This window comes from Paenibacillus sp. FSL H7-0735, from assembly GCF_038008505.1.
GTDB classification, from domain to species: Bacteria; Bacillota; Bacilli; order Paenibacillales; family Paenibacillaceae; genus Paenibacillus_AQ; species Paenibacillus_AQ odorifer.
Genome location: NZ_JBBOZH010000001.1, coordinates 1,110,753 through 1,134,537, shown reverse-complemented (window position 1 = coordinate 1,134,537; position 23,785 = coordinate 1,110,753). Strand labels below are relative to the sequence as shown.

22 protein-coding genes are annotated in these 23,785 nt (G+C 44.0%); 6 read left to right on the top strand and 16 right to left on the bottom strand.

Annotated elements, in window-relative coordinates; translation table 11 throughout:
- Nucleotides 1–51: 51 nt before the first annotated feature.
- On the bottom strand, nt 52–345 hold the full coding sequence (locus NSS82_RS04920; RefSeq protein ID WP_036676631.1) for a hypothetical protein: 294 nt from the start codon (nt 343–345) through the stop codon (nt 52–54).
- Nucleotides 346–446: 101 nt separating this feature from the next.
- Here NSS82_RS04920 and NSS82_RS04915 point away from each other — a divergent pair, with 101 nt between their 5' ends.
- Entirely contained in the window at nt 447–1,382 is a 936-nt protein-coding gene (locus NSS82_RS04915) for a hypothetical protein (protein WP_036676632.1), read from the top strand.
- Between the two features lie 94 nt (nt 1,383–1,476).
- Nucleotides 1,477–1,716 (top strand): NHLP leader peptide family RiPP precursor, encoded by a 240-nt coding sequence (locus NSS82_RS04910; RefSeq protein WP_170914256.1) that lies wholly within the window; start codon nt 1,477–1,479, stop codon nt 1,714–1,716.
- A 10-nt stretch (nt 1,717–1,726) separates the two neighbouring features.
- Here the strand turns inward: NSS82_RS04910 and NSS82_RS04905 are convergent, their stop codons facing one another.
- Nucleotides 1,727–3,643 (bottom strand): ATP-binding protein, encoded by a 1,917-nt coding sequence (locus NSS82_RS04905; protein ID WP_340960805.1) that lies wholly within the window; start codon nt 3,641–3,643, stop codon nt 1,727–1,729.
- A 113-nt stretch (nt 3,644–3,756) separates the two neighbouring features.
- Complete coding sequence (locus NSS82_RS04900) at nt 3,757–5,655, bottom strand: sensor histidine kinase (RefSeq protein ID WP_036676638.1); 1,899 nt, start codon at nt 5,653–5,655, stop codon at nt 3,757–3,759.
- A gap of 257 nt (nt 5,656–5,912) precedes the next feature.
- Between NSS82_RS04900 and NSS82_RS04895 the strand changes: the two genes are divergently transcribed.
- Nucleotides 5,913–6,317 carry a hypothetical protein gene (locus NSS82_RS04895; protein WP_051490926.1) on the top strand — a complete coding sequence of 135 codons (405 nt, stop codon included), beginning with the start codon at nt 5,913–5,915 and terminating at the stop codon, nt 6,315–6,317.
- Nucleotides 6,318–6,403: 86 nt separating this feature from the next.
- Here NSS82_RS04895 and NSS82_RS04890 read toward each other — a convergent pair whose 3' ends face one another.
- Complete coding sequence (locus NSS82_RS04890; RefSeq protein ID WP_036680852.1) at nt 6,404–7,630, bottom strand: MFS transporter; 1,227 nt, start codon at nt 7,628–7,630, stop codon at nt 6,404–6,406.
- Nucleotides 7,631–7,840: 210 nt separating this feature from the next.
- Between NSS82_RS04890 and NSS82_RS04885 the strand changes: the two genes are divergently transcribed.
- Nucleotides 7,841–8,500 (top strand): peptidylprolyl isomerase, encoded by a 660-nt coding sequence (locus tag NSS82_RS04885; protein WP_051491160.1) that lies wholly within the window; start codon nt 7,841–7,843, stop codon nt 8,498–8,500.
- A 134-nt stretch (nt 8,501–8,634) separates the two neighbouring features.
- Here the strand turns inward: NSS82_RS04885 and NSS82_RS04880 are convergent, their stop codons facing one another.
- From NSS82_RS04880 to NSS82_RS04870, 3 genes are all read right to left on the bottom strand, one after another.
- Complete coding sequence (locus NSS82_RS04880) at nt 8,635–9,741, bottom strand: Glu/Leu/Phe/Val family dehydrogenase (RefSeq protein ID WP_038568887.1); 1,107 nt, start codon at nt 9,739–9,741, stop codon at nt 8,635–8,637.
- Nucleotides 9,742–9,951: 210 nt separating this feature from the next.
- Nucleotides 9,952–10,884: a manganese-dependent inorganic pyrophosphatase gene (locus tag NSS82_RS04875; protein WP_076274039.1), complete on the bottom strand. Its 933-nt coding sequence runs from the start codon at nt 10,882–10,884 to the stop codon at nt 9,952–9,954.
- A 98-nt stretch (nt 10,885–10,982) separates the two neighbouring features.
- Complete coding sequence (locus NSS82_RS04870; protein ID WP_051491157.1) at nt 10,983–11,789, bottom strand: AAC(3) family N-acetyltransferase; 807 nt, start codon at nt 11,787–11,789, stop codon at nt 10,983–10,985.
- A gap of 168 nt (nt 11,790–11,957) precedes the next feature.
- Here NSS82_RS04870 and NSS82_RS04865 point away from each other — a divergent pair, with 168 nt between their 5' ends.
- Nucleotides 11,958–12,935 carry a ring-cleaving dioxygenase gene (locus NSS82_RS04865; protein WP_038568883.1) on the top strand — a complete coding sequence of 326 codons (978 nt, stop codon included), beginning with the start codon at nt 11,958–11,960 and terminating at the stop codon, nt 12,933–12,935.
- 60 nt (nt 12,936–12,995) lie between these two features.
- On the opposite strand, the gene NSS82_RS04860 is transcribed toward NSS82_RS04865, so the two are convergent.
- Nucleotides 12,996–13,697 carry a YjjG family noncanonical pyrimidine nucleotidase gene (locus NSS82_RS04860; protein WP_036680840.1) on the bottom strand — a complete coding sequence of 234 codons (702 nt, stop codon included), beginning with the start codon at nt 13,695–13,697 and terminating at the stop codon, nt 12,996–12,998.
- A 169-nt stretch (nt 13,698–13,866) separates the two neighbouring features.
- Between NSS82_RS04860 and NSS82_RS04855 the strand changes: the two genes are divergently transcribed.
- Nucleotides 13,867–14,802 carry an MraY family glycosyltransferase gene (locus NSS82_RS04855; RefSeq protein ID WP_038568881.1) on the top strand — a complete coding sequence of 312 codons (936 nt, stop codon included), beginning with the start codon at nt 13,867–13,869 and terminating at the stop codon, nt 14,800–14,802.
- Nucleotides 14,803–15,237: 435 nt separating this feature from the next.
- Here NSS82_RS04855 and NSS82_RS04850 read toward each other — a convergent pair whose 3' ends face one another.
- The 8 genes from NSS82_RS04850 to qoxB form a co-directional block, all read right to left on the bottom strand.
- On the bottom strand, nt 15,238–15,759 hold the full coding sequence (locus tag NSS82_RS04850) for a mismatch-specific DNA-glycosylase (RefSeq protein ID WP_076179883.1): 522 nt from the start codon (nt 15,757–15,759) through the stop codon (nt 15,238–15,240).
- Between the two features lie 39 nt (nt 15,760–15,798).
- On the bottom strand, nt 15,799–16,353 hold the full coding sequence (locus NSS82_RS04845; protein ID WP_076274038.1) for an RNA 2'-phosphotransferase: 555 nt from the start codon (nt 16,351–16,353) through the stop codon (nt 15,799–15,801).
- A gap of 346 nt (nt 16,354–16,699) precedes the next feature.
- The gene (locus tag NSS82_RS04840) at nt 16,700–18,742 is read right to left on the bottom strand and encodes a hypothetical protein (protein WP_143761419.1); all 2,043 of its coding nucleotides are present in this window, start codon (nt 18,740–18,742) and stop codon (nt 16,700–16,702) included.
- Entirely contained in the window at nt 18,696–19,598 is a 903-nt protein-coding gene (locus NSS82_RS04835; protein ID WP_076274036.1) for an ABC transporter ATP-binding protein, read from the bottom strand. The genes NSS82_RS04840 and NSS82_RS04835 overlap by 47 nt, the downstream gene beginning before the upstream one ends.
- Nucleotides 19,591–19,980, bottom strand: coding sequence for a GntR family transcriptional regulator (locus NSS82_RS04830; RefSeq protein ID WP_036680827.1), 390 nt, complete (start codon nt 19,978–19,980; stop codon nt 19,591–19,593). Before NSS82_RS04830 ends, NSS82_RS04835 begins: the two co-directional genes overlap by 8 nt.
- 968 nt (nt 19,981–20,948) lie before the next feature.
- Nucleotides 20,949–21,239, bottom strand: a complete 291-nt coding sequence (gene qoxD, locus NSS82_RS04825) for a cytochrome aa3 quinol oxidase subunit IV (protein WP_036680878.1) — start codon at nt 21,237–21,239, stop codon at nt 20,949–20,951.
- A gap of 4 nt (nt 21,240–21,243) precedes the next feature.
- Nucleotides 21,244–21,840 (bottom strand): cytochrome aa3 quinol oxidase subunit III, encoded by a 597-nt coding sequence (qoxC, locus tag NSS82_RS04820; RefSeq protein WP_036680826.1) that lies wholly within the window; start codon nt 21,838–21,840, stop codon nt 21,244–21,246.
- Nucleotides 21,837–23,780 (bottom strand): cytochrome aa3 quinol oxidase subunit I, encoded by a 1,944-nt coding sequence (gene qoxB / locus NSS82_RS04815; protein ID WP_036680823.1) that lies wholly within the window; start codon nt 23,778–23,780, stop codon nt 21,837–21,839. Before qoxB ends, qoxC begins: the two co-directional genes overlap by 4 nt.
- Nucleotides 23,781–23,785 lie beyond the last annotated feature (5 nt).

The window sequence follows — 23,785 nt, the reverse complement described above, 5'->3', positions numbered from 1 at the left end:
CCTCTTATTAATATTCACTATATAGCTGCTGTTGGGTAATCGAACGTTGAACTAACGCTTTCGGTTCGCCCAACGCAGCTCTTCATATTGATTCTCAAGCATCTCCCGCTCACGTTGCTCGTGTTGTTCCCTGCCAATTCCCTCCTGCTGGCTTTCCTCATCCTCATAGATTCGCCATAGGTCAGAGAACAGATAGTCTTTGATTTCTACCACTTTTCCCTTCAAGATTCCGTTTATCCAAAAAAGTCCCGTGGAAGTACGCATAACCATGCGGCCATCCGGTGTTTCCGCCTTTTGACCCATTCGAATAGCCATAAGCATCTGGCCGAAAGTATACCATTCCATATCTGCTAATACCTCCTAAATTTTAGTTGTAATGGAATAAAGAGAAAGCTATAATCAGGGCAAAAGAACCATTTTCGTAAAAATTTTATAGGAGGGTTGTTATGGATTGGCTAAATGACTACGAAGATGAACTGCGCTTGGTATTCCAAGAAAGCAGACGGATTATTTCTGAATTTCCAGAACCTCTAAATCAACAAGGCATGTCCTATCTTGAGCATTTTAACGTATTTAACGCTGAAAGCCACAAAAACTACATATGTTATCTTTTACCCTTTTGGCTGCAAAAGGGATGCGGAATCTCTGCAGAGGTTACTCGCCAGATGTCGATGGGCAACGTCTTTTTTATGTTGTATTTCTTCATACAGGATGACCTGATGGACAGCCAAGAATCCTCCGCATACGAAAAATTGCCCTTGGCGAATTTGCTTTATGTGGAATTTTTAAATATCTACCGGATACTATTTCCGGAGCCATCCGCTTTCTGGATCTTATTTAATCGTTATATCATGGAGTGGGCAGATAGTGTTAGCAACGAAAATACCAGTGACTATTTTCTTAATGATCGGGTCAAAATTTCCTATAAAGCCAGTCCGCTCAAGCTATCCAGCACCGCTGCCCTTCTGATGTCTGGAAAGAGTGATTTAGTGCCGCAAGCTGAAGAACTTATCCATTCGGTTTTGCTTACACTGCAAATGCTGGATGACTATGAGGACTGGAAAGAAGATTTATCCGCGGGCAACTATAATTGTCTTCTCTCCCTAACTCGCAAACATCTGCCAAACAGCAGTGCAGCTAAACTCACTTCGCAAGAGGTCGAATTTTATCTATTCACTGCAAATGGTCTACATACCTATACGGAATTAGCACACGACACACATAACAAAGTTACAGCTTCCGACCTTAATGCCCCTCATCTTATCGCGTTCCATTCCATGCTAGTAAGTAACTTACAGCAGATCTCTGATTCCATCGAGGCGGACAAGCAGCTCTTGCTAAACGGAGGATTATATCATTGGTTGTCAAAAAATGTCCATTAATTCTATTATTTTGTAATAAAAAGAATAGTATTAGTAGTTTTGCTATGTTATATTATTAAAGGTAAATATATACAATTTGGGAAGGGTGATTATTATGTCAGAAGCAATTCTTAGAAATCAAGTCATTCAAAAGGCATGGGAAGATCCAAGTTTCAAGAAAAGACTACTCTCAGACCCAAAAGCGGCTCTCCAAGAAGCACTAGGCGTAATCATTCCCGACAGCGTTACCTTGAAAGCCGTTGAAGAAGGCTCCAACGAATTCTATCTTGTAATTCCACCAAGTCCTACATCCGATGTATTGAAGGCAACCGCAGCACCACGCGGTTCGTGGTAAGACAACAAGATTAACCCCCTAAGGAGTGAGAATCATCCGGAGCTTCTGCCAATGGCAGTATGGTGATGGATTCGGTTCCCACTCCTTTTTTGCTTGTGAATTTCACTTTACCTTGCATAGCTTCGATGATACGGAAAGTGACCATTAATCCAAGACCTGTGCCTTTATTCTTTTTAGTGAAATAAGGCTCTCCCAATCGGTGCAGGACATCCGCGTCCATCCCTTCCCCGTTGTCTTTGATATGAATAATTACGTTCTCCTCTTCCGCATACACCGACATATAGATAAATCCTTCGTCACGGAAAGATTCAATGCTATTTTTGATAATGTTGATGAAGGCTTGCTTAAACTTCGAGGAATTCCCCTTCACCCATAATTCGCCCGATACATCGAGAATCATTTTTCCTCCATTTAAATGACAAAGCGGCTGCATAATACTCTCAATATGCTTAAATTCATTATACAAATTCAGACTGGAAATCGTCTCAAATTCCGGTTTTGCGAAGGTTAAGAAATCCGTAATGATCCCGGAAGCACGATCCAGCTCACTAAGGGCCATCGACATAAATATTTCCTCTTCACCAACGGATTTCTCGCTAAGCAGCTGAAGGAAACCCCTAGTTACCTGGAGTGGATTCCGCACTTCATGAGCAACAGATGCAGCAAGCTCGCTAATAATTTCCATTTTTTCTGAACGCTGCAATTCGTTGTTAAAACGCTCTAATTCTTTAGAATAGTTAACAACCTGTTGATGGCTATAGGCTAGTCTTCGCTCCAGAATTACGATCAAGGAGATTATGAAGGCAACAATGCCCCACTTCCACAAGAATAAATCATAGTTCCCCTTATGAATGTAATACCACAGTAACTCTGACACTACAGTAAATGCAGCCGTTCCAAAGCCAATGGCAAAAATGATAGCGTCCCTATTCCCTTTAAGCGAAAATATAATCACACATACGATAAGCAAGATGAACTGAAGGATGAGGATGAACCCGATAATAGTGGTGGATACAAAATAATAAAACTCAATATAGCTATTATTCGATAGAAAATTGATCAAAAGACATAGCAAACAAAATGAGGAGTAAATGACTTGAAATTGACGAAAACGACGGACGATCGCATCTTTTCCACTGCCAAATATTTTTTCAAATAAAAGAGTAAGCGCCGGTAAAAGTGAGAATAAAGCCAAATCAAGAAATACATTACTAATCGCGCCCAAATTGCTGTAAAAGGTATAAATAAAAGGAGAATAGGTTATCGAGAGAATTCCGGTTGAACCTATTACAACGGCTAGTGAAGCCACACTGGAAAAATAGTCCCTATTAATGTAGAGAGAACTTATAAATAGAACGATAGCCACAAGAAAAAAAGCACAGCCCAAAATCACATCGCTGAGTCCATTTTTAATATAATCATTGATTAACAGGTTGTGTTCACCGATCACTACTTCATTTTTAATTCCGATTCTATCCTGCAGCGTTTCAGTCCAAATGTATAATGTTTTCCCACTATCGCTTTGACTCAAAGGCAACAACAAAGAATAGTTATCCTTAATATAATTACGATCTTCCTCGAAGATTAAACGGTCGTTCACATACACCTTCACATGAAGAGCATATAAAGTATCAATGTAGATTGAAGGGGAGATATAACTAAAGTTAGGTATGGAAATACGAGTCCAAGAAGTGGATACGCCTGATGGCAGATGTGGGATTTCCTTCGTAGCGTTCACATTTATCCAATACTGCTGGTCATTATTCTGAGGAACCACTACGCCGCTGTTTTCGGTTCCATCGCCCCATCTCATCTGCCAACTGGTAATTTCTTGGGATGGATATGGGGTCGCTGCTGATACAACAATTGAACTATATCCTATCAGAAGGAGAGTAAGGGCTATTGCTATATGTAGGACTTTAATCATCAAGCGCATATATGCACCTCAGAAGTAAGTATCAGAAACAATATTCTGTCTGTACTACTTCGCTCAGCCCCTCACTCTTTCCTTCTAAAAAACGGAATTATCATAAATTACTTCTAAATTCTTCTAAGTTCTGGTATTTTTACTATAATTTCAGTCCCTTCCCCTTTCTCACTGCGAAACTCAGTGCATCCCTCCATCGCCTCAATAATCCGAAAGGTTACCATCAGTCCAAGCCCCGTTCCTTTGGTCTTATTGGAGTAATAAGGTTCCCCTAACCGAGCCAGCTCATTCCGGTTCATCCCTTCCCCATTATCATGAACACTGATTATTATATGTTTTCCAGACTTCCAGGCTGTGACTTTAATCAGCCCATTGTCCTTTAAAGCTTCAATACTATTTTTGAGAATGTTGATAAACGCTTGCTTGAACTTGGCAGATGATCCAGTAACGTAAAGTCCTGGCTGCAGGTTAAGTTCAATGACACCCCCTTGCAGATTCGCTAACGGAGAAAGAATACCCGTCACATGCCTCAACTCTTCGGACACATCAAGCTGCTCTACGGTTTCAAGTCCTGGTTTAGCGAAGGTTAGGAAGTCTGTAATAATGAGCGTAGCTCGATCCAGTTCTGTCACCGCCATTTGCAGATATTCCCGCTCCTTTTGATCTGAACGCTCCCCAAGAATCTGCAGAAACCCTCGGGTAACCTGCAATGGATTCCGTACTTCATGCGCAACCGAAGCTGCCAGCTCACTAATAATCTCCATCTTCTCCGAGCGCTGCAAATCATTATTGAACTTCTCAAGCTGATGGGAATATTCAATAAGCTGTTCATGGTTTCGAGTAAACCTTCTTCCCAGAATGACGATTAAGGCAATTACGAAAATCACCACTCCCCATTTCCACCAATATAATTGATAGGATTGCCCCGATACATAGAACATGACCAGTTCGCTAAGAGACATGAAAGCAAATATTGAGAACCCTGTAGTAAAAACAACAGCATCTACATTCCCACGATTCGCATGAATAAACGCTAAGCTGATCAACAATATAAATTGCACAATCATAAGGATACCCAGCACACTCGTAGTCATCAATCTATAAAAGTCATCCAACTGATATGACAAAAGGATATTAACAACCATTAGAGAAAAACAGAATATAGAATAGACAATTTGAAACTTGCGGAATCGGGTAACGATTTTCTTTTTCCCTGGACCAAATATTTTTTCAAAATAAAATGTAAAGGAGGGCAGAAGCGTATATAATGCTACATCAAAGAAAACAAGTACAATCTCTCCATAATCGCCTAGGATTGTCGGCAGGAACGATGAATACGTTACCACTAACACGCCAATGGATAAAATAATCAGCACCAATAGAAATCCGCCGGAAAAATAACCTTTTCTCATGAATAGCGAGCAAATCAGCAGTACAATCGCAATAAAAATAAGCGTCGTTCCAATGATCAGATCCATTAAGCCCTGCTTTACATAAACAGATAACAGCTCATCGTATTGGCCTACTCTTATTTCGCCGTGGATCCCTAAGTCTTTGCTGCCACCATGGGTCCATAAATATAGCTGTTGTCCTCCAACACTTTTGGACAGAGGAATGAAAACCTTACTGCCATTGAAATTAAAATCTTTTCCGGAATCATATATTAATTCGTTATTTAAATAAGCCTTAACATTATTTCCATATACTTTATCTATGAATAACGCAGATTTATCACCAATTTGTGGTAAAGTAAACCGCAGCCAGGCTGAGGTTGCCCCACTTGGAGTCTCTGGGCTTTTCCCATGAGGCATAACACGAGTCCATTCTTCATCAAGAGCTGCCACAGCTTCTTCAATATGATCTACTTCTATACGTTCAAATTTAATCTCCCAATTGGGCAGCGTAGAGTCTGATGATTCAGCACTCACTATCGCCGTACCAAAAGGGACCATAGCGGTCAGCAGTAGAATTAATAAAAAAGCAGCCGCTATATTGGGCTTTGGCAACTTCATCGTAGCACCTCAGTAATTCATTAGTTGTTTAAACGTTCATATATGCTTCTTAATTTCGACAAGCTTCGCACTATCCCTGCCTATTCTTGTAAATTTTCTCGAAAAAGGACGTTTTTCATCGGCTTTTGCTTTCACCCATTTTTTACTAATCCAATATAGACATACCCATTTATTGGATCAGCGATTCGATCATGGTCAAACGGGTAAAGATAAACATAGGAAGTTCAAATTTTATCATAAAAAAGGAGTGAACGGCTATGGATAGTTCACCAAATAAAACTGAAGCTGACTTTGAATATGAACGTTATATACAAGCTGATATGGATGAAGAGGATATTGTTGATGATGACGCAGATCCTGTCTTGGTTGGCGATAAATACTTGGCAGCAGATATTGGTTTAAACTCACCTAAGGATGTAATCGAAAGAGATGAGTTGGTGGAATCCGATGCATATCTAGCCGCTGAAACCGCAGGATTAACCCTAGATGATACGGATTATACTAAGGATGAGGAACTCTTGGAGATGGAAGAAGAAGATCAGCCGCTAGAGGATGTTCCAGATGCAGACGATGTATATCCAAATTCCATTATTGACCCTGCCTCCCCGCCAGTGGATGTTATGCCGGGAACAGACGTTTTGAACGGTTCGCAGGGAGAATAGCAGCTTAATATGAATAAAGCCGCCGGGCTATGAGCCCGGCGGCTTTATGTTGTTTCTAAATAACGACATGCTCATTGAGTTAGCAGTTAGCCCTGCATCGTTGTTGGCTGTTCTGCGGGACGAGCAGCGGCGATTTGCGCTTCCAGCTTGCGGGTCTTAACCAATATCGCTGCTACCAGCAGCATCACTCCATTGATTACAAACACCCAGCGAATTGGAATAACCGCGCCCAATAAGCCGCCGATAATCGGTCCAGCCATCGTCGCAAGCTGAGATGCCGCCTGATTCAGGCCAAAGGCCCGTCCACGGAATCCCGGCTCAATTACTTGTACAATCATGGCATTCACTGACGGCAGCACACCTGCATAGAACAAGCCGTAAGCAAAGCGAAGGATAGCGAACTCTACATAGCCCGAAACAAAAAACTGTAGTATATTACCGATGCCGCCCCCGATCAGTCCAATAAATAAGATCATCCCAAAGCCCTTTCGGCTACCGATTCTGCCCCACTGCGGAGCCATCAGCACCGTAGCAATCCCCACAGCAGAGAACACTATTCCCGAGCTTAGCGAGGCACTATTTTTGGAGATCCCCATGTCCAGTAGATAAATTGGGATTAACGGTTCCAGAATCATAACGGAGAAGGTACTGATTCCCGCCAGCGAGAGCAAAGTAATAAAGGCTCGGTTACTTCTCGCTTCCCTGATATCATCACTTACATGTGACCTTGGAGCCGAACGGTCGAAGTTCTCCTCTTTTGCAAAAAAAGTAGCAATGAGCGCTGAGATAAGTACAATACCCGCCGAGAATAAAAAAGCAATCCGGTTGCTGGTATAATAGCTCACTACACCGCCGATTAATGGCCCAATAATACTACCTGTAGCTCCGGCTGTAGACATAATACTTAAAGCGTACCCCGTCTTATGCTCAGGGGTATTGGTGGCTACCATTGCAATAGCTGCTGGAACAAAACCGGCAAGCAGTCCTTGCAGCACACGCACAATCAAAAAAACATAAGGATCATGTACAAAATAATTAATAAGGTATAAAGCTGCCAGACTAAAACCCGAGCGAATAAGCATCGGTTTCCGACCATACTTGTCGGCTAGCGAACCCCAATAGGGAGAGATTAAAGCGCTGGCAAGAAAGGTTATTCCAAAACTAACCCCTGACCAAATCTCCAAATGATTTGAAACCCCAAGTTCGTCGCTCAAAAAAATGGAAAGGAAGGGAATCGAGATCGAATAAGCTGTACTACAAAAGAAAACCCCTATCCAAAGCACGATCAAATTCCGCTTCCACGAAAAGAGCATCCTATGCACATCCTTTCTCGATGTTCTCTTTGGAAACATCCTACCATTGTAAACTTCTTTTTAAGATGTGCCAATCCCAGAAGTCATAACTGACCTTTGCATGTAATAGGACAAAGGAGGTATTATGGGAAGTACCTACGAGATTATTCAATAAAAAGGAGAGATTATTTAGTGAAGTCTACACGAACAAAATCCGCTATTCTTCTGATCATGTTATGCCTGGTCATGGTTATTGCGGCAGGTTGCGGTAACAAGCCAAACAATAACAATGCAAGCAGTAATAATGGAAGCAGCGGATCAGCACCTGGGGAAGGTGCAGCCCCAACTGAAGGCGTTCCTTCAGCTACGGCAAGTCATCCCTTAGTAACCATTGAAATGGAAGACGGGGATATCATCCAAGCTGAGCTATACCCTGAGGTTGCCCCTAACACCGTAAACAATTTCATCTCACTTATTCAAAAAGGATTTTATGATAACACTATATTCCATAGAGTAATTCCTGACTTCATGATTCAAGGCGGCGACCCTGATGGCACAGGTATGGGAGGCCCGGGTTACAGTATCGCCGGAGAATTCTCTGGCAACGGGTTCACCAATAACCTTCTGCATACAGAAGGTGTTCTATCCATGGCAAGATCACAGGCTCCTGACTCTGCCGGTTCCCAGTTCTTTATTATGGATGCAGCTTACCCTAGTCTAGATGGAAGCTACGCCGCTTTTGGTAAAGTAACCGAAGGTATCGAAGCTGTAAAAAGAATTGTGAGCCTGCCTCGTGACGGTTCTGATCGTCCAGATGAGCCACCAGTAATGAAAAAGGTGACGGTCGACACCTTCGGCGTCACTTACCCAGAACCCCAAAAGGTTCAGTAATTAGGAATAAGCAGAAGCGACGTTACCGTCCTCGAAAGAGGATAAACGTTTCTTGTAGAAATAAAAGAACATAAAAAACTCGGCAGTCCCTCCGAAGTTGTAATCGGATGGAGCTTGCCGAGTTTTTTTACAGCTTATCCCCGCAGCGATCTTCTGGTAAGTGCATGTTGACCATTACGCAGGAAGGTGCTGCGGCTATTTCTTAATAGCGCTATCCGGTCCTCTGCAAGCTGGTTCGCAGCGGCATAAGTAGGTATTCCGTTCAAACGGGAAATTTCCATTACGCGGGTAATATTATCGTAAATCTTCGCCACCTGCTTAAAGGCACGTTCCTTATTATAGCCGTTCAGCTCGTCCGCAATATTAATGACGCCACCTGCATTAATCACGTAATCTGGAGCATATACAATCCCCATCTCATGAAGTGCATCACCATGCGAGGAATCCTTCAGCTGATTATTAGCAGCTCCTGCAATCACTTTCGCCTTGATTACCCGTAAGGATTCGTCGTTAATTGTCGCTCCAAGAGCGCAAGGAGCATAAATATCACAATCTACACTGATGATATCGCCTGGATCTACAGCCTTAGCGCCATAGGCCTCTACTGCACGTTGAACGGCTGGTTTATGGATGTCCGTTACGATAAGCTGTGCTCCTTCTTCATGAAGATGTTTGCACAGTGTAAAGGCCACGTTCCCCACACCTTGAACAGCTACTGTCTTCCCTTCGAGCGAATCACTGCCAAAGGCGGCTTTAGCGGCTGCCTTCATTCCTTGGTAAACACCGTAAGCCGTTGCTGGTGACGGATTGCCCGAAGAACCGTACGTAGGTGAGGTGCCAGTAACATAATCTGTCTCTTGATAAATAATGTTCATGTCCTCTTCCGTAGTCCCTACATCTTCAGCAGTTATGTACCGTCCATTTAAACCTTGTATGTATCTTCCGAAAGCACGGAACATGGCTTCATTTTTATCCTTCTTGGGATCTCCAATGATTACTGTTTTCCCACCACCCAAATTCAGGCCGGATACTGCATTTTTATAGGTCATCCCTTTTGCTAATCGAAGCGCATCAACAATAGCTTCCTCTTCCGTAGCGTAGGTCCACATCCGTGTTCCACCCAGTGCTGGTCCCAGTGTCGTGTCATGAATCGCGATGATCGCCTTTAATCCCGATGCCTTATCCTGACAAAATAATAATTCCTCGTAGTCGTCCCGTTCCAATGCTGCAAACAATTCCAATTCCATTTCCAATATCCCCTATCCCTTTGTCATATTCCTCATGCTGATTCAAAGTTCATGCAATTAGAAGAGGATCAGTTGGATCCCCTCCCAAAATATTGTAGCAGAATACGCCGTAAAACAAAAAGAACTCATGTCACCATCTTAACAACTGATGGGGCATGAGCTCGTTTTATCCAATCTACTCTCATAGACAACTGTCAAAATGCTTTACAGTTTAGCAATCGTCTCTGTAAGTACCGGTACGATTTGTGATTTACGGGATACTACACCTTTAAGAAGGGCTTTATTGTCATCAAGCTTCACGTTGTACGCCTGTTCTACTGCACCTGCAACACGGCCCAGAGCCAGACCCACCGAATCGTTGTTAAGGATATCTGTAACTACGAACAGGAACAGATCCAATTCTTTTTCAGCAATAATGGAAGTCAGTGCAGTTTCCAGTTCAGCCTGCTTGGAGAGTACATCATTAACGTCGACCGCGTTCACCTGGGCGATTTCTACTTTGTATTCACCCATTTTGAATTCCTTAGCATCCAAGGAGATCAGTTGAGCGATACTCTTGTCGCTAAGATCAGCACCAGCCTTCAGCATATCAAGACCGTAGTTTTCTGCATTTACACCAGCGATTTCAGCCAATTCGCGTGCTGCCGCTACATCTTCAGCGGTGCAGGTTGGAGATTTAAACAGCAAGGAATCAGAAATGATTGCAGACAACATCAATCCGGCGATGTCTTTAGGGATAGCTACACCGTTTTCTTTATACATTTTGTTAAGAATAGTAGCAGTACAGCCTACTGGCTCAGCACGATAGTATAACGGATGTGCGGTCTCAAAATTAGCGATCCGGTGATGGTCGATAACTTCAACTACACGCACTCGATCAATGTCATTCGCACTTTGTTGGCGTTCATTATGGTCAACAAGAATAACCTGATTAGCTTCTCCAGCTACGTTCTCTACCAGACGAGGAGCCTCTACTCCGAAATGATCAAGCGCAAATTGCGTTTCACCACTAACGTCTCCCAGACGAACTGGCTCAGCATCCCAGCCTAATTCTTTTTTGAGTGCTGCATAAGCAATTGCCGAACAAATAGTATCCGTATCCGGATTTTTGTGTCCAAAGACCAATGTTTTTTCCATTTCCAATCTCCTTACTATGTTTTAGTGAGATTAATATACCATACATTGATAGCGGCTTCCAGATTGTGCGGGCTGAAAAAATGGTTTAGCTCTCCCACCTACGGTTGTTCACGTCTGGTCTTTGGAAGCGGATCTGGTTTGGACTCACCATGCAGCGGTTCATTATCGGAGAAAAGATCAGGATTCTCTTTTAGCATCAGGCTTAAAATATCCGTCGTTTCTACTGTTCCACACACTCTAACTAGCGCATCCCCGAACTTCCCCTTACGCATGGCACCGCCTTCCTCAAGCTCACGTTCCACTTTCCAAAAATGCTCCGACCAAGAGAGACCACAATGTCTGCGAGAAGGCACCATGATTTCATCGCCACCCGGCGTCACAGTATATAATTCCTCATGACTATCCGTCATTCTGCCCGGAATATCCACCCACTCTTCAATACCGTGAATGAACGTATTCCGCCGCAGATCGACGCCCAGCAGTACTATTTCCGCCTTACGATCAAGCAGCTTGCCCCACACTGAACCACGGGCGCATGGCGTATCCCAACGTTCATCCCCTGCAGTAAACGCCTCAGCATCAACACCCAAAGCCGCTACAGAATGAGTCGGATGCCAAGAGCGAACAACGCCCGGACGTTTTCTGAACAGCTCCGGTAATATCCCAACACAAGATGGGGAATCTTGAACAGAGAAGCGTGGATTATCCGCATTAATATAAGCCCATGTATGCGTTGGCAAAACAAGCAGCCCGTCCTTCATATATTCGCTGAGTGCATCCAGCACCGTGTTCGCACCTCCTTCTACTTCGCCAACACTTTTTAACGAGGAATGAACTAGAATGGTCCCCCGTGGATCAATCTCCAACTCCTGTAATTGTTTCATCAAGCTTGTTGTTGTGTGCACTTATACTCTCTCCTTATGTATGAATTAAATTTCATGAAACATTAATATCCACTTGCAAAAGTTTGTTATTACTATTAAAATTATAGTAACTTAATAATATTCACCAATAATTCTATCGATATTAAAAATAATCCACAAACCCTAAGCATTTACACGGAGGTAACTACCATGAGCTTAACGTTAAAAGGACTTCACCATGTCTCAGCTATTACTGGCAAAGCACAGGAGAACTTTAAGTTCTATACAGAGGTACTCGGACTTCGTCTCATTAAAAAAACAGTAAATCAGGATGATATTTCAGTGTACCATTTATTCTATGGAGATGAGAAGGGCAATCCCGGAACTGAATTAACCTTTTTTGAGCTTCCGATGGCGGGCCGCAACCGCGAGGGCAATAACAGTATCTCCGCCCTCTCCCTTCGAGTCCCAAGCGATGCCGCACTTACCTACTGGGAGCAACGCTTCACCGAGCTTAACGTGGAGCATGGGACGATACAGGTACTTGGTGGACGCCAGACTTTATCCTTCCGCGATCACGAGAGCCAACGTTTCATTCTCGTATCCGACGAAAATGATAACGGTGTTGCCGGCGGTACTCCTTGGGCTAAAAGCCCAGTGCCTGCCCAATATGGCATTGTAGGCTTAGGACCCGCACATCTCACAGTCGAAAGTGCAGAACATACAGCGGTGGTGCTGGAGCAGTTGCTTGGCTTCCGCCGTATAGGAACCTACCCTTCAACAGTTGCCTGTCAGCCAGATGTGATCGTATTCGAGACCGGTGAAGGCGGGTCAGGCACTGAGGTACATCTGGAGGAACGCAATGATCTGGATCAAGAGCATTTGGGACGTGGCGGGGTACATCACGTCGCCTTCCGCGTCGATAATGAAGACGAATTGAAGCAATGGATCGAACACATCCGCCAGGCACAGCTTCCTAATTCCGGTTTCGTCGACCGCTTCTACTTCCGTTCCCTCTATTTCCGTGAGCCTAACGGCATCCTTTTCGAGCTAGCTACAGACGGACCAGGTTTTGCTACAGATGAGCCTATGGAAAGTTTAGGTGAATCGCTTGCGCTGCCGCCATTTCTGGAATCGAAACGCCAGCAAATCGAGGCGTATCTGAAGCCGCTGGATACTCGGCAATAAACCTCTTTCAGGTTACTAAATAAAAGGTGTGAGACGCTTATGCGCTCACACCTTATTTTTTTATTGAAGGTTAGTAGCTTTCCCTACAATATCTAGTAGCTCCGAGAGGTTTCGAATTTCGTATTTTGGCTGAACGCCGGACTCATTAATCTTACCGAGCGGGTTAAACCAGCAGGTATCAATCCCATAATTAATTCCGCCTTGAATATCAGAGGTTAAGGAGTCACCCACAATCAATACTTTTTCTTTATCCTCAATCCCCAATTTGGCAAAAGCGTAATCAAAAATCCCGGTCTCTGGCTTCTGACATCCTGCCTCCTCTGAGATAATGATCTGCTCAAATGTATCACTCAGCAGCGAGCCTTGGATTCTGGAAGTTTGCACATCCTTGATTCCATTCGTGATAATCGCCAGGCGGCACTCTGCAAGCTCTCCGCATAGCTCGATCGCTCCCTGCATCAGAAAGGTTCCTTCGCCTAAGAAACGTAGATACGCCTCACTAAATGATTCAGGATCAAGCTCAAGCGCATGTGCAGCAAACAACCGATTGAACCGCTCTACCCGCAGCGCCGCAGATGAAATCCTTCCTTGTTCTAAATCCCTCCACAATGCGTGGTTAATCTCTTGATAACTGGCAGCATAATCTGCTGCACCTGTGGGCATCCCAAAGTGTAGAAAGGCATTAGACAACGCGTGACTTTCTGCCATTCCATAATCAAACAACGTATCGTCGGCATCAAATAAAATAACATCGTATTTCATAAATATCCCCCAAAGAGCTTTTCTCAACAAGGTACTACAGCGATGCTGGCAAGTCAACTTCACACCTCTCACGACAAAATTTTACTTTTTTAAGGTAGATTTAATCGATCTGTGGTATTTTAAAAAGAAAACGGTGGTGAGCGTCATTTTATACGTTTTATCATTTCTAATGTCATTTCTTATCGTCTACTTTCTAATTCCGCCGCTCGGCAAGCTTGCTTTTCGGCTTGATTTTGTGGACAAGCCTCGGCAGGACGTTGAGCGTAAAATTCATAGAGAGCCCATTCCGCTAACGGCCAGCTACGCAATATTTCTCGGATTTTTTGTTACTTATCTGGTGTTCGCGCGTGATTTCTCCATGGAGACTGTCGCATTATTTGTTGGTGGAGTACTGTTGCTGACCATAGGCACGGTGGATGATTGGTACAAAACGAAGGGCAAAGATTTCCCAGCTCTGCCCAAGTTAATTGTACAAGTTAGCGCAGCGATCCTGGTTTATGCTTCTGGCAACGCCTTTACCGGATTTTACAATCCATTTTCAGGTGATTATATCATTTTGCCAGTCATTCTATCGTTTCTGCTGACGATTATCTGGATCTTCGGCGTAACCACTGTTATTAATTTCTCGGATGGCATGGACGGTCTAGCTGGTGCCTTGACGGCCATTTCGGCGGTTACGTTATTCGTAGTCGCACTGGCGAAGGGTCAATCCTCATCTGCCATTATGGCAATTTCGCTGATTGGCGTTACGCTTGCTTATCTGCGCTACAATAAGCCGCCCGCCAAAATCTTTATGGGCGACGCCGGGGCAACCTTTCTCGGCTTCATCCTTGCGGTAATCGCACTCGACGGCGCGTTCAAGCAAGCCACCGTCCTGTCGCTGTTCATCCCTATTCTGGCGCTGGGCGTACCGATCTTCGACAACATTTTTGTCGTAGTCAAACGTTTCATCCAAGGCAAGTCCATTTATCAAGCCGATGCCACCCAGGCTCATTACCGCCTGCTTCGGGCAGGCCTGAACCAGAAGCAGGTCGTTGCCGTGCTATGCCTGATTAGTGTTTGTCTATCCTTATCCTCTATCATTCTGCTGCTGATCGAGACTTAATGTATTTTAGGGACTAAGGGCATGTCTCATATACTGAGACTGCCCTTTGAAGTTATAAAAGGAGCAAGATTCCGATATGGAATCTTGCTCCTTTTGTGTTTGAGGGTATTCTAGAGTAGCGAGAGATAGCTAAGATGCGATAGTTTGCCAGAGCTTGCGAGATCTACGGTGATCTGCGGGATCTACGGAATCTACGTAGATCCATGGCCAACTCTCCAGCCTTTATCCTTACGGACTCAGGCGCCGTTATTCGTGGATTTTCGGCCATTTAGTGGTGTTTTCGGACTCCAGAGACGCTATCTACCCAAAATGGACTCATATTCAGTCTATTTCTACCCAATAGCTGCATTGGAGTCCGATAGCACGCAAATTAGAGTGATTTGTTACTTTTAGCGACTCCTGTGTCCTTTAGCACCCTAACTCCAAATACATCAATCACCCATCGTTCTCTTGCGTAAACTCGGCTAATCTGCGATAAATTCCAACGATCTCTTCCATCGGCATTCTAACTAATCCACTGGAAGAGGGTGCAACAAATTCACGGACACCATCTACCTTTGGAGGCTCGCCCCCTTGAAATCCCCAGTTAGCTTTTGTTCTGCGACTAAACTCTGTATACACACCCTTACCTACAAAACAGGCGACTTGAGGCCGATATTTCTCCAGCTTGGAGCGAAGCAATTCCCGACCCTCCTGGTATTCTTCACGAGTAATATCGTCGATTCCCCGTGTGGGACGGGCAACAATATTTGTAAACCCATAGCCCAGCTTAAGCAAGTCCCCATCCTCAGACGCATCATACAACCGGGGAGTAAGTCCAGACTGATGTAATATTCTCCAAAAATTATTCCGCGGATTCGCGTAATGATGTCCTACCTCGCCAGAACGGATACTAGGATTGAACCCAATAAATACAATCTGTAATCCGTGATCTAAGTGATCTGGAATTTCATCCATGTTATTATGCCTCCTAACTAAACGTCGATCTAGTTCAACTTACGGGGTAAACCCATTAAGACAGGAAGGCGGTATATGACCTGCCAACCAAACCTTATTACCCGCATTATAAAAGGTTGCACCCATTTGACCCGCTCTAATCGTATCAACGGTTAACAATATCAATTTCCCTCTGCGACTTCCGGCTAAACTGGCAAAATGAGTCCCTTCAGACAAATGAACATACTGCCGTCCCATCGATTGGAGTCCCTCCTCCAAAATCACAGAAAGCACACCAGAATGAGTTCCGTGAAAAAGTACAGCAGGCGGAGTCCCCGGCTCATAAGTGATTTTTGTATGGCTATGCCCGTACCGGGCTTTGATCCGGTCATCAACGATTTCCAATCGTTGCTTGTCGCAGCCTGCGACCACTTGCCGAATATCTCCCACAGTCACCTCTGACCATCTAGGAGTGCTGACAATAACAGACAGCAAATCATCCAACCTACAGGAACCATCCTCTGGATCCAAAATAAGACCATATTGCTCTGGGGTATGCCGCAGCAGCTTAGTCATAAATTTACTTAACGATACTTCCGCTGTATTGCTTAACATTATATTTCCACCTCAATGTTCCCTATTTATATTATTCTACAGTAAAAGATCTGCCGAAGCAGACTCCAGAGGCATTACAGCAATCGCACATCCATGTATTACCTCTTAATATGCAAAAAAAGACCATGGACTCTTTCGTCCATGGTCGGGCTTCACCTAAATACAGAACTCCTTACCAGTTAATACAGCGATGTTATTTTACCGGAACGAATATACTGGCTCTGAGGCTGACCTGAAAGTCCCATTTCATCCTTAACCTATCTCCAAAAGCATATTCCAACTATCCAGTTTATGTCAACCAGTAGTCTTTTATCTTCTGTAATCTTTTACTTACCTTATTCTTAGCTTATTTCAGCAATGCTTTCAATTCAGATGTCATATCTGATTCTTTTAACATTACAAAATCGCTATAACCCTCTTTGTACATCAACTTCACAATGTAGTTGCCATTCTCAACACCATAATTGAAATGATGGGCCAAAACATCTGTTAATAAAACCTTATCCTTCGTAACAGCCGTACGATTCTTTTCACGCGCAAGCGCTACTCTTTGTTCAGGACTAGTAGGGTTCTTAGGTGTTTTCTCGTCCATATAATCATCTTTTATAATCTCTGCCGATTGGATATCTTCAGCTGTTATTCGTATTTTATCGGCATAACCTTTTTCGTTCATCCATTTCTCTAACTCATGAAAAGATGACTTCCACGGATAATAATAACCATAACTTGAAGAAACTTGATTGCTGTCCTCTTTTACCTTTACCTCTGTTTCGATATTAGCCACATCAGGTTTTCCGTCCTTATCTATCTGTACTTCGTAGGACATATTCAAAATTTCGCGTTTGATAATCTCCTTTAGCTCTAAAATTTCCCCGGGATCAGAGATGGCAACTCTTTTATTCCTATTAGTAATCCACATGAGATCCATTTCTCTGTCTAAGAAAGCTAAATTATACTTTTCATACTTGTAAGCTTCAGTATCCTTAACCGCCTTGAGTTCTGATTCAAACCCCTTATTAGGGATCCAGTATTCCCTCACCAACTTGTGACCATTCTCCAATTGATAAGCCAGAGTAAAATATTCATAAACATATTGTTGTGAGGTATGTTCTGGACGTACTGCAACTACCGTTTGATGAAGTTTACGGACAGTTTCTATATAATCTTTATCATCGGAAAAAGGGTTCTGCCCCATGTAGGGTGTAGTGTGCAAACCATCCGTTGGGGTATACAACCGGTAGTTAGCTCCCATATATACACCGCTAATCTTATCACCGGAAGGCACTCTGGCTTCATACCCCGTAACACTTGATACTGGGATATACAGAAGTAACCCTATCATTACCGCATAAACTGCAAACTCAGCTACCATTTTACGCGTCATAATCTGCCATGTTTTCCGAACAATCATTTCTGCGGCAACATAACCAATAATGGCTCCGATGGCATATCCACTAATCACCCAGCCCATTTGCTGTTGCTTCATTTGTGCAAAATAATTTCCGGAAATAAGCATAGTACATAACATAACCCCTGCTTTAAACAGTGGGTTGAAATATCCAAAAGCAATAGCCTGACCCGCTTTTTCCGTATTACGTTTACGGTATAACAGATAGGACAACCCAATAAACAGAAGTGCCAATACCCCATAAATCCATAATTCTGTATTAGTGAAGGGTTTGCCGGTAAAATAATACACGATATGAACAAACGGAGACCACATCTGCAAACTAGAATCACGGAAGTTTACATTTTCATTTGCATAACCATAAAGATACATGACGAAATGGCTATTGATTAATGAGATCAGTACAGCAGGAAGAATAAGCAAAATATAAATGATAATTCCCTGAAGAATAGATTGGCCCGTACATATTCCCACAAAAACACTAAAGCAGAAGAGGAACAAAGTCAGAATACTAACTGTGATACACCATTGCCAAATATCTGCGCCTTGAAAAATATAAAAATTCCCACTCCATGGCTTAATAACGGCAACCACCCCAGCAGTTAACCAAACAGGCAGCAATAGCAAGGTAAGTCCACTCGTCAGATGAGCTGTAAATAAATGCTCTCTGCGTAAAGGCAGGCTATGCCAAAGATCTGCGGGTGATTTTGCCTGAAGGTATCGGAATAAGAATAGTCCTGCGGCAACTGGGATCGTAATGATAAATAAGGCTTGCACACTACCAGCTATGCGAAATAAATGATCAATTTCCTGCGGTTTTGCATCCGGATTGTTGCTCATGAAGAGCTGCAATGGAAGTGCGAATAATAAGCCAAGTGCATATATAATCCCTATCCAGCCATGCTGGCGGAAGTTCTGGCGAAAAACACTGCTATTAAAGTAGTAATGGCTGCGCATCATATCCGACATCCCCCATTTCATAAATAAAGATCTCTTCTAACGTTAATGGAAGCAAATCGAATACGTATGGCTCGTACACCTGAAAAGCCGCTTTGATCCGTTCACGATCCCCTTTTACAATATATAGGTTCACACTTCCCCGGCGCTCTTGATGCAAAACTTGTAACTTGGCAGCTAACGGAATCTCATGCCGTTCATCCCGAAACGCCACTTGAATCTTATGTGTATCCGCCTTAAGATCATCCAGATCCTTCTCAATCAACATCTTCCCACCATGCATAATCCCGACATGATCGCACAGATCTTCAATCTCACGAAGGTTATGCGAAGATATGATTACCGTCAGCTCGCGTTCAGCAACCTCCTGAAATAGCAGGTTTTTGATCTGACGCCGCATCACCGGATCTAATCCGTCAATCGGTTCATCCATAATCAGCACATCCGGCATACAGCTTAAACACAACCAGAATGACGCTTGCCGCTGCATCCCTTTGGAGAAACGACTGAGTTTGCGCTTTTTATCGAGCTGAAATACGGTTCCCAAATCTTCAAAACGCTTCTGATTCCAGCCCGGATAAATCGAGCGATAGAAGGCCGCCATTTGCAGCATGGTGGATTGTGGGAAAAAATAAGGAGCATCCGGCATAAAAATAACCCGTTGCTTAGTCGTCGGGTGTTCGAATACTGCTTCACCATCCACCCGCACGGTCCCCTTATCTGGAGAGTAGATGCCCGCCAATGTTTTGAGCAGCGTAGTTTTGCCCGCGCCATTAGAGCCGAGCAGCCCATAAATTGTTCCTTTATGTACCGTTAAAGAGATATCGTCGACTGCCTTCTCGCCTTGAAATAACTTGCTGACTCCTCGAATCTCAATCATCACTCTTCCCTCCTTCTCTTTGCTTCTCCACTTGTTGGTACAAAGAACTAATCTCAGCTGCGGTAAACCCAAGGTATACCGCCTCCGCCATCAGCCTCAGCAACTCATTCCGGACTTCCGCTTTTTTGATCGCATTTTGTTCTTTTTTCATCGGGGCTACAAAACTTCCTTTCCCCTGTAATGAATAGATATACCCCTCACGTTCCAATTCACGGTAAGCCTTCTGAATCGTATTGGGATTCACGGTTAGCTGCTGGGATAAAGTCCTTACAGAAGGTAGCTGTTCATCCGTCTGCAAAATACCATGCAGAATCATCTCCTTGACCTTATCGGTCAGCTGCTCATAAATCGGCTTCCGACTACGAACGTCCAGTTCGAACATAACCTTCCTCCTTCCACTATCTTGCATTAAATCCATTATGATGTGTATTAACTGTACTACTATTATTAATACAGTTCGGCTTATATGTCAACAAAAAACCCCCAAGATTATCCTTGGGGATCTATCTATCCCTTGCTATTAATCAAAAATTACGTCCGATCGCGCCGAGCCATCCTCATCCACAGTAGTTTTAGGACCCTGATGACGCTGATTCCTGCTCTTAAGGTCATCTGAGTCCGATTGCGCCAAGTCCCCCTCATCCCCCATGGATTTCGGACCCAGATGACCCTATTCGCACATTTTTCGTCTTTTGAGCGAAGTTTCGGACTCCTGTGCAGCTATTGCCTAGAAAGGCGCTCATTTTGCGCGTTTTTCACACCAATAGCGGCTTTGGGGTCTGTTACAACTCCAAAAGCCGCTGATTCCTGCTTTTAAGCTCATCTGAGTCCGATCGCGCCGAGCCTCCTTATCCCCGCTAGCTTTCGGACCCAGATGACGCTATTCGCACATTTTCCGCCTTTTGAGCGAAGTTTCGGACTCCTGTGCAGCTATTGCCTAAAAAGGCGCTCATTTTGCGCGTTTTTCACACCAATAGCGGCTTTGGGGTCTGTTACAACTCCAAAAGCCGCTGATTCCTGCTTTTAAGCTCATCTGAGTCCGATCGCGCCGAGCCACCCTTGTCTCACGGGGCTCTCGGACTCAAAAGCCGCTGATTCCTGCTTTTAAGGTCATCTGAATCCGATAGCACCAAGCCACCCTCATCCCCCGTGGATTTCGGACCCAGATGACCCTATTCGCACATTTTCCGCCTATTGAGCAAAGTTGCAGACTCCTGTGCAGCTATTGCCTGGGAAGATGCCCATTTCCGGGCATCCGCTACAACAAACCTCCTAAGTAAACCAAAAAAAAGAGACGTCCCTAAGCCATTTAGGCATAGAAGACGTCCCTTTGAGTATTAGTTACTGTAATTAAGCATACCAGCCCCATACGAAGATGAAGAGCGTACCGAATATCGTAACTAAACCAACGAATAAGGCATAGGCGATATTGATGTAAAGTTCTTTCTTGGTATCTGCTGATTCACCAATATGCATGAACAGGAAGAGCTGCAAGGAAGCCTGAATGAGGGCTGTAACAAGCAGGATTGCCATGTTCGCAGTGTTGGATAGATCAAGGTAGATTACAGCAAGTGCAGCCACAGAAAGGACAAGAGAGGCTAAGAAACCCATCACATGGCGAATTGGAAACAATTGCTTCATCATGCTACATCAGTCCTTTCAGATAGACGAAGCTGAAAATAAAGATCCAGACAACGTCCAAGAAATGCCAGTACAGCGAGAAGATAAAGGATTTATTGGCCGTAGCCGGATTAATACCTTGACGCTTCAACTGGATTAGAATAGCCGCACCCCACAGGAACCCGAACGATACGTGAGCTCCGTGTGTTCCCAGCAGTACAAAGAGACTGGATAGGAAACCACTGGTTTGAAGTGTAGCCCCTTCGTGAACATAAGTGACAAACTCCATGATTTCGATACCAAGGAAGCCGAGACCCATTAGAAGGGTTAGTCCGAAAAAGACCATCATGGCTTTTTGGTAACCATGCCGCATGGCATGAACCGCAAGACCAATCGTAAACGAACTTGTCAGCAGCAGCAATGTTTCGATCATCACCGGACCAATTTCGAAAAGCTCCGGCCCGCTAGGGCCGCTGGCAAAACGGTCTACCATTACAAAGTAAACAGTGAACAACGTAGCGAACAGTGCAATCTCCGCTCCTAGAAAAACCCAGAAGCCAAAGATTTTATTACTATTCTCTTCTGTTGAGTATTCAAGCGGCTTAGACGCATCTATTTTCATACTGTCTCACCCCGCAATTTCTTTTCAGTAGCAATAACTTCTTCTGCTGGGATGTAGAATCCGTGATCCCGATCAAAGGACATAGCAGCTAGAACAATGAGGATACCTACTCCAGAGAGGATCGCTGGAATCCAAAGACTGAAGACCAGAGAGAACCCTGCGATGAAGAAGATAACACCCAGAATAAATGGTTTTCCTGTGTTGCTAGGCATATGAATCTTAGTAATCTTATCTTCAAAAAGTGGTACTTTATCTTGTTTAGCAGACCAGTATGCATCGCGTGTTTTTACATTTGGAACCACTGCGAAGTTGTAAGCTGGAATCGGGCTTTTCGTTGCCCACTCCAAAGTACGTGCATCCCATGGGTCGCCATCAGTATCTCTTGGTTCGTAACGAGTACTCCAGTAAATGTTATAAACCAGGATTACAAATCCAATCGCGAGACCGATCGCACCTACAAATGAAACCATACTCAGCGGGCCAAATCCAGTGTCCGCAGAATATGTGTATTGTCGACGGGTCATACCCTTAAGTCCGAGAATAAACAGCGGGAAGAACGATACGTTAAAGGAAATAATAATCCACCAGAAGGCATGCTTGCCAAGACGTTCATTCAGACGGAAACCGAATACTTTAGGGAACCAGTAATGGAACCCTGCGATAACGGCGAAGACCGCACCTGGAATAAGAACGTAGTGGAAATGGGCAACCAGGAACATCGTATTATGGTACTGGTAATCGGCACTGGCCATAGCCAGCATGACACCTGTTACCCCACCAATCGTAAAGATCGGAATAAAGGCCAGGGTGTATAGCATAGGTGTCGTAAAGGTTATTCGCCCTTTTCGTAAGGTGAATAGCCAGTTAAATATTTTCACACCTGTTGGTACGGCAATGGCCATGGTTGTAATCGAGAAGAAGCTGTTAACCATAGCACCTTGACCCATTGTATAGAAATGGTGAGCCCATACTAAGAAGGACAAGAGAGAAATGATCAACATACTGAATACCATGGATGTATATCCATACAGGTTCTTTTTAGAGAAGGTGGCGATAATTTCACTATAAATACCGAATGCCGGTAAGACAACGATATATACTTCAGGGTGACCCCATACCCAGAAAAGGTTGGCCCATAACATATCCATACCGCCATTGGCCATCGTAAAGAATTGAGAGCCGAACAGCCGGTCGAACATCATCAACGCAAGTGCTACCGTAAGCACAGGGAATGCGAATACGATAATTACGTTGGTGATCAATACGGACCAAGTAAACATCGGCATTTTCATCAACTTCATGCCTGGTGCACGCATTTTCAGAATCGTTACAATAAAGTTAACGCCTGTGATGAGCGTACCAATACCTGAAATTTGTAGTGCGAGCGAGTAATAGTTATTACCCACCGTTGGACTGAACTCTAGACTTGCTAGCGGGAAATATGCGGACCAACCAGCATCTGGCGATCCCCCGATAACAAACGAAATGTTAAGCAGCATAGCTCCAAAGAAGAAGAGCCAGAAGCTGACAGCGTTCAGACGCGGGAAGGCAACGTCTCTAGCGCCGATTTGCAGCGGAACGATAACATTCATCAGACCGATAATAAACGGCATGGCCATAAAAAGGATCATAATCAAGCCGTGTGTTGTAAATACCTCGTTATAATGCTGTGCGTCAAGAAATTTCATGTCCGGGGCTGCTGTTTGCAGCTTCATCATAATAGCGTCAACGCCGCCGCGGAAAAGCATAAGCAATGCTGCGAGGATATACATAATCCCAATACGTTTGTGGTCAACAGTAGTCAACCATTCGCGCCATAAATATCCCCATTTTTTAAAATAGGTCAGGCCGACAATAATCCCGATCGTAGCCAGAACAATACTTGCCATAGCTCCGTATATCAAGGGTTCGCCGTGGACCTTAAATTTATCCCAATCCATTAGGA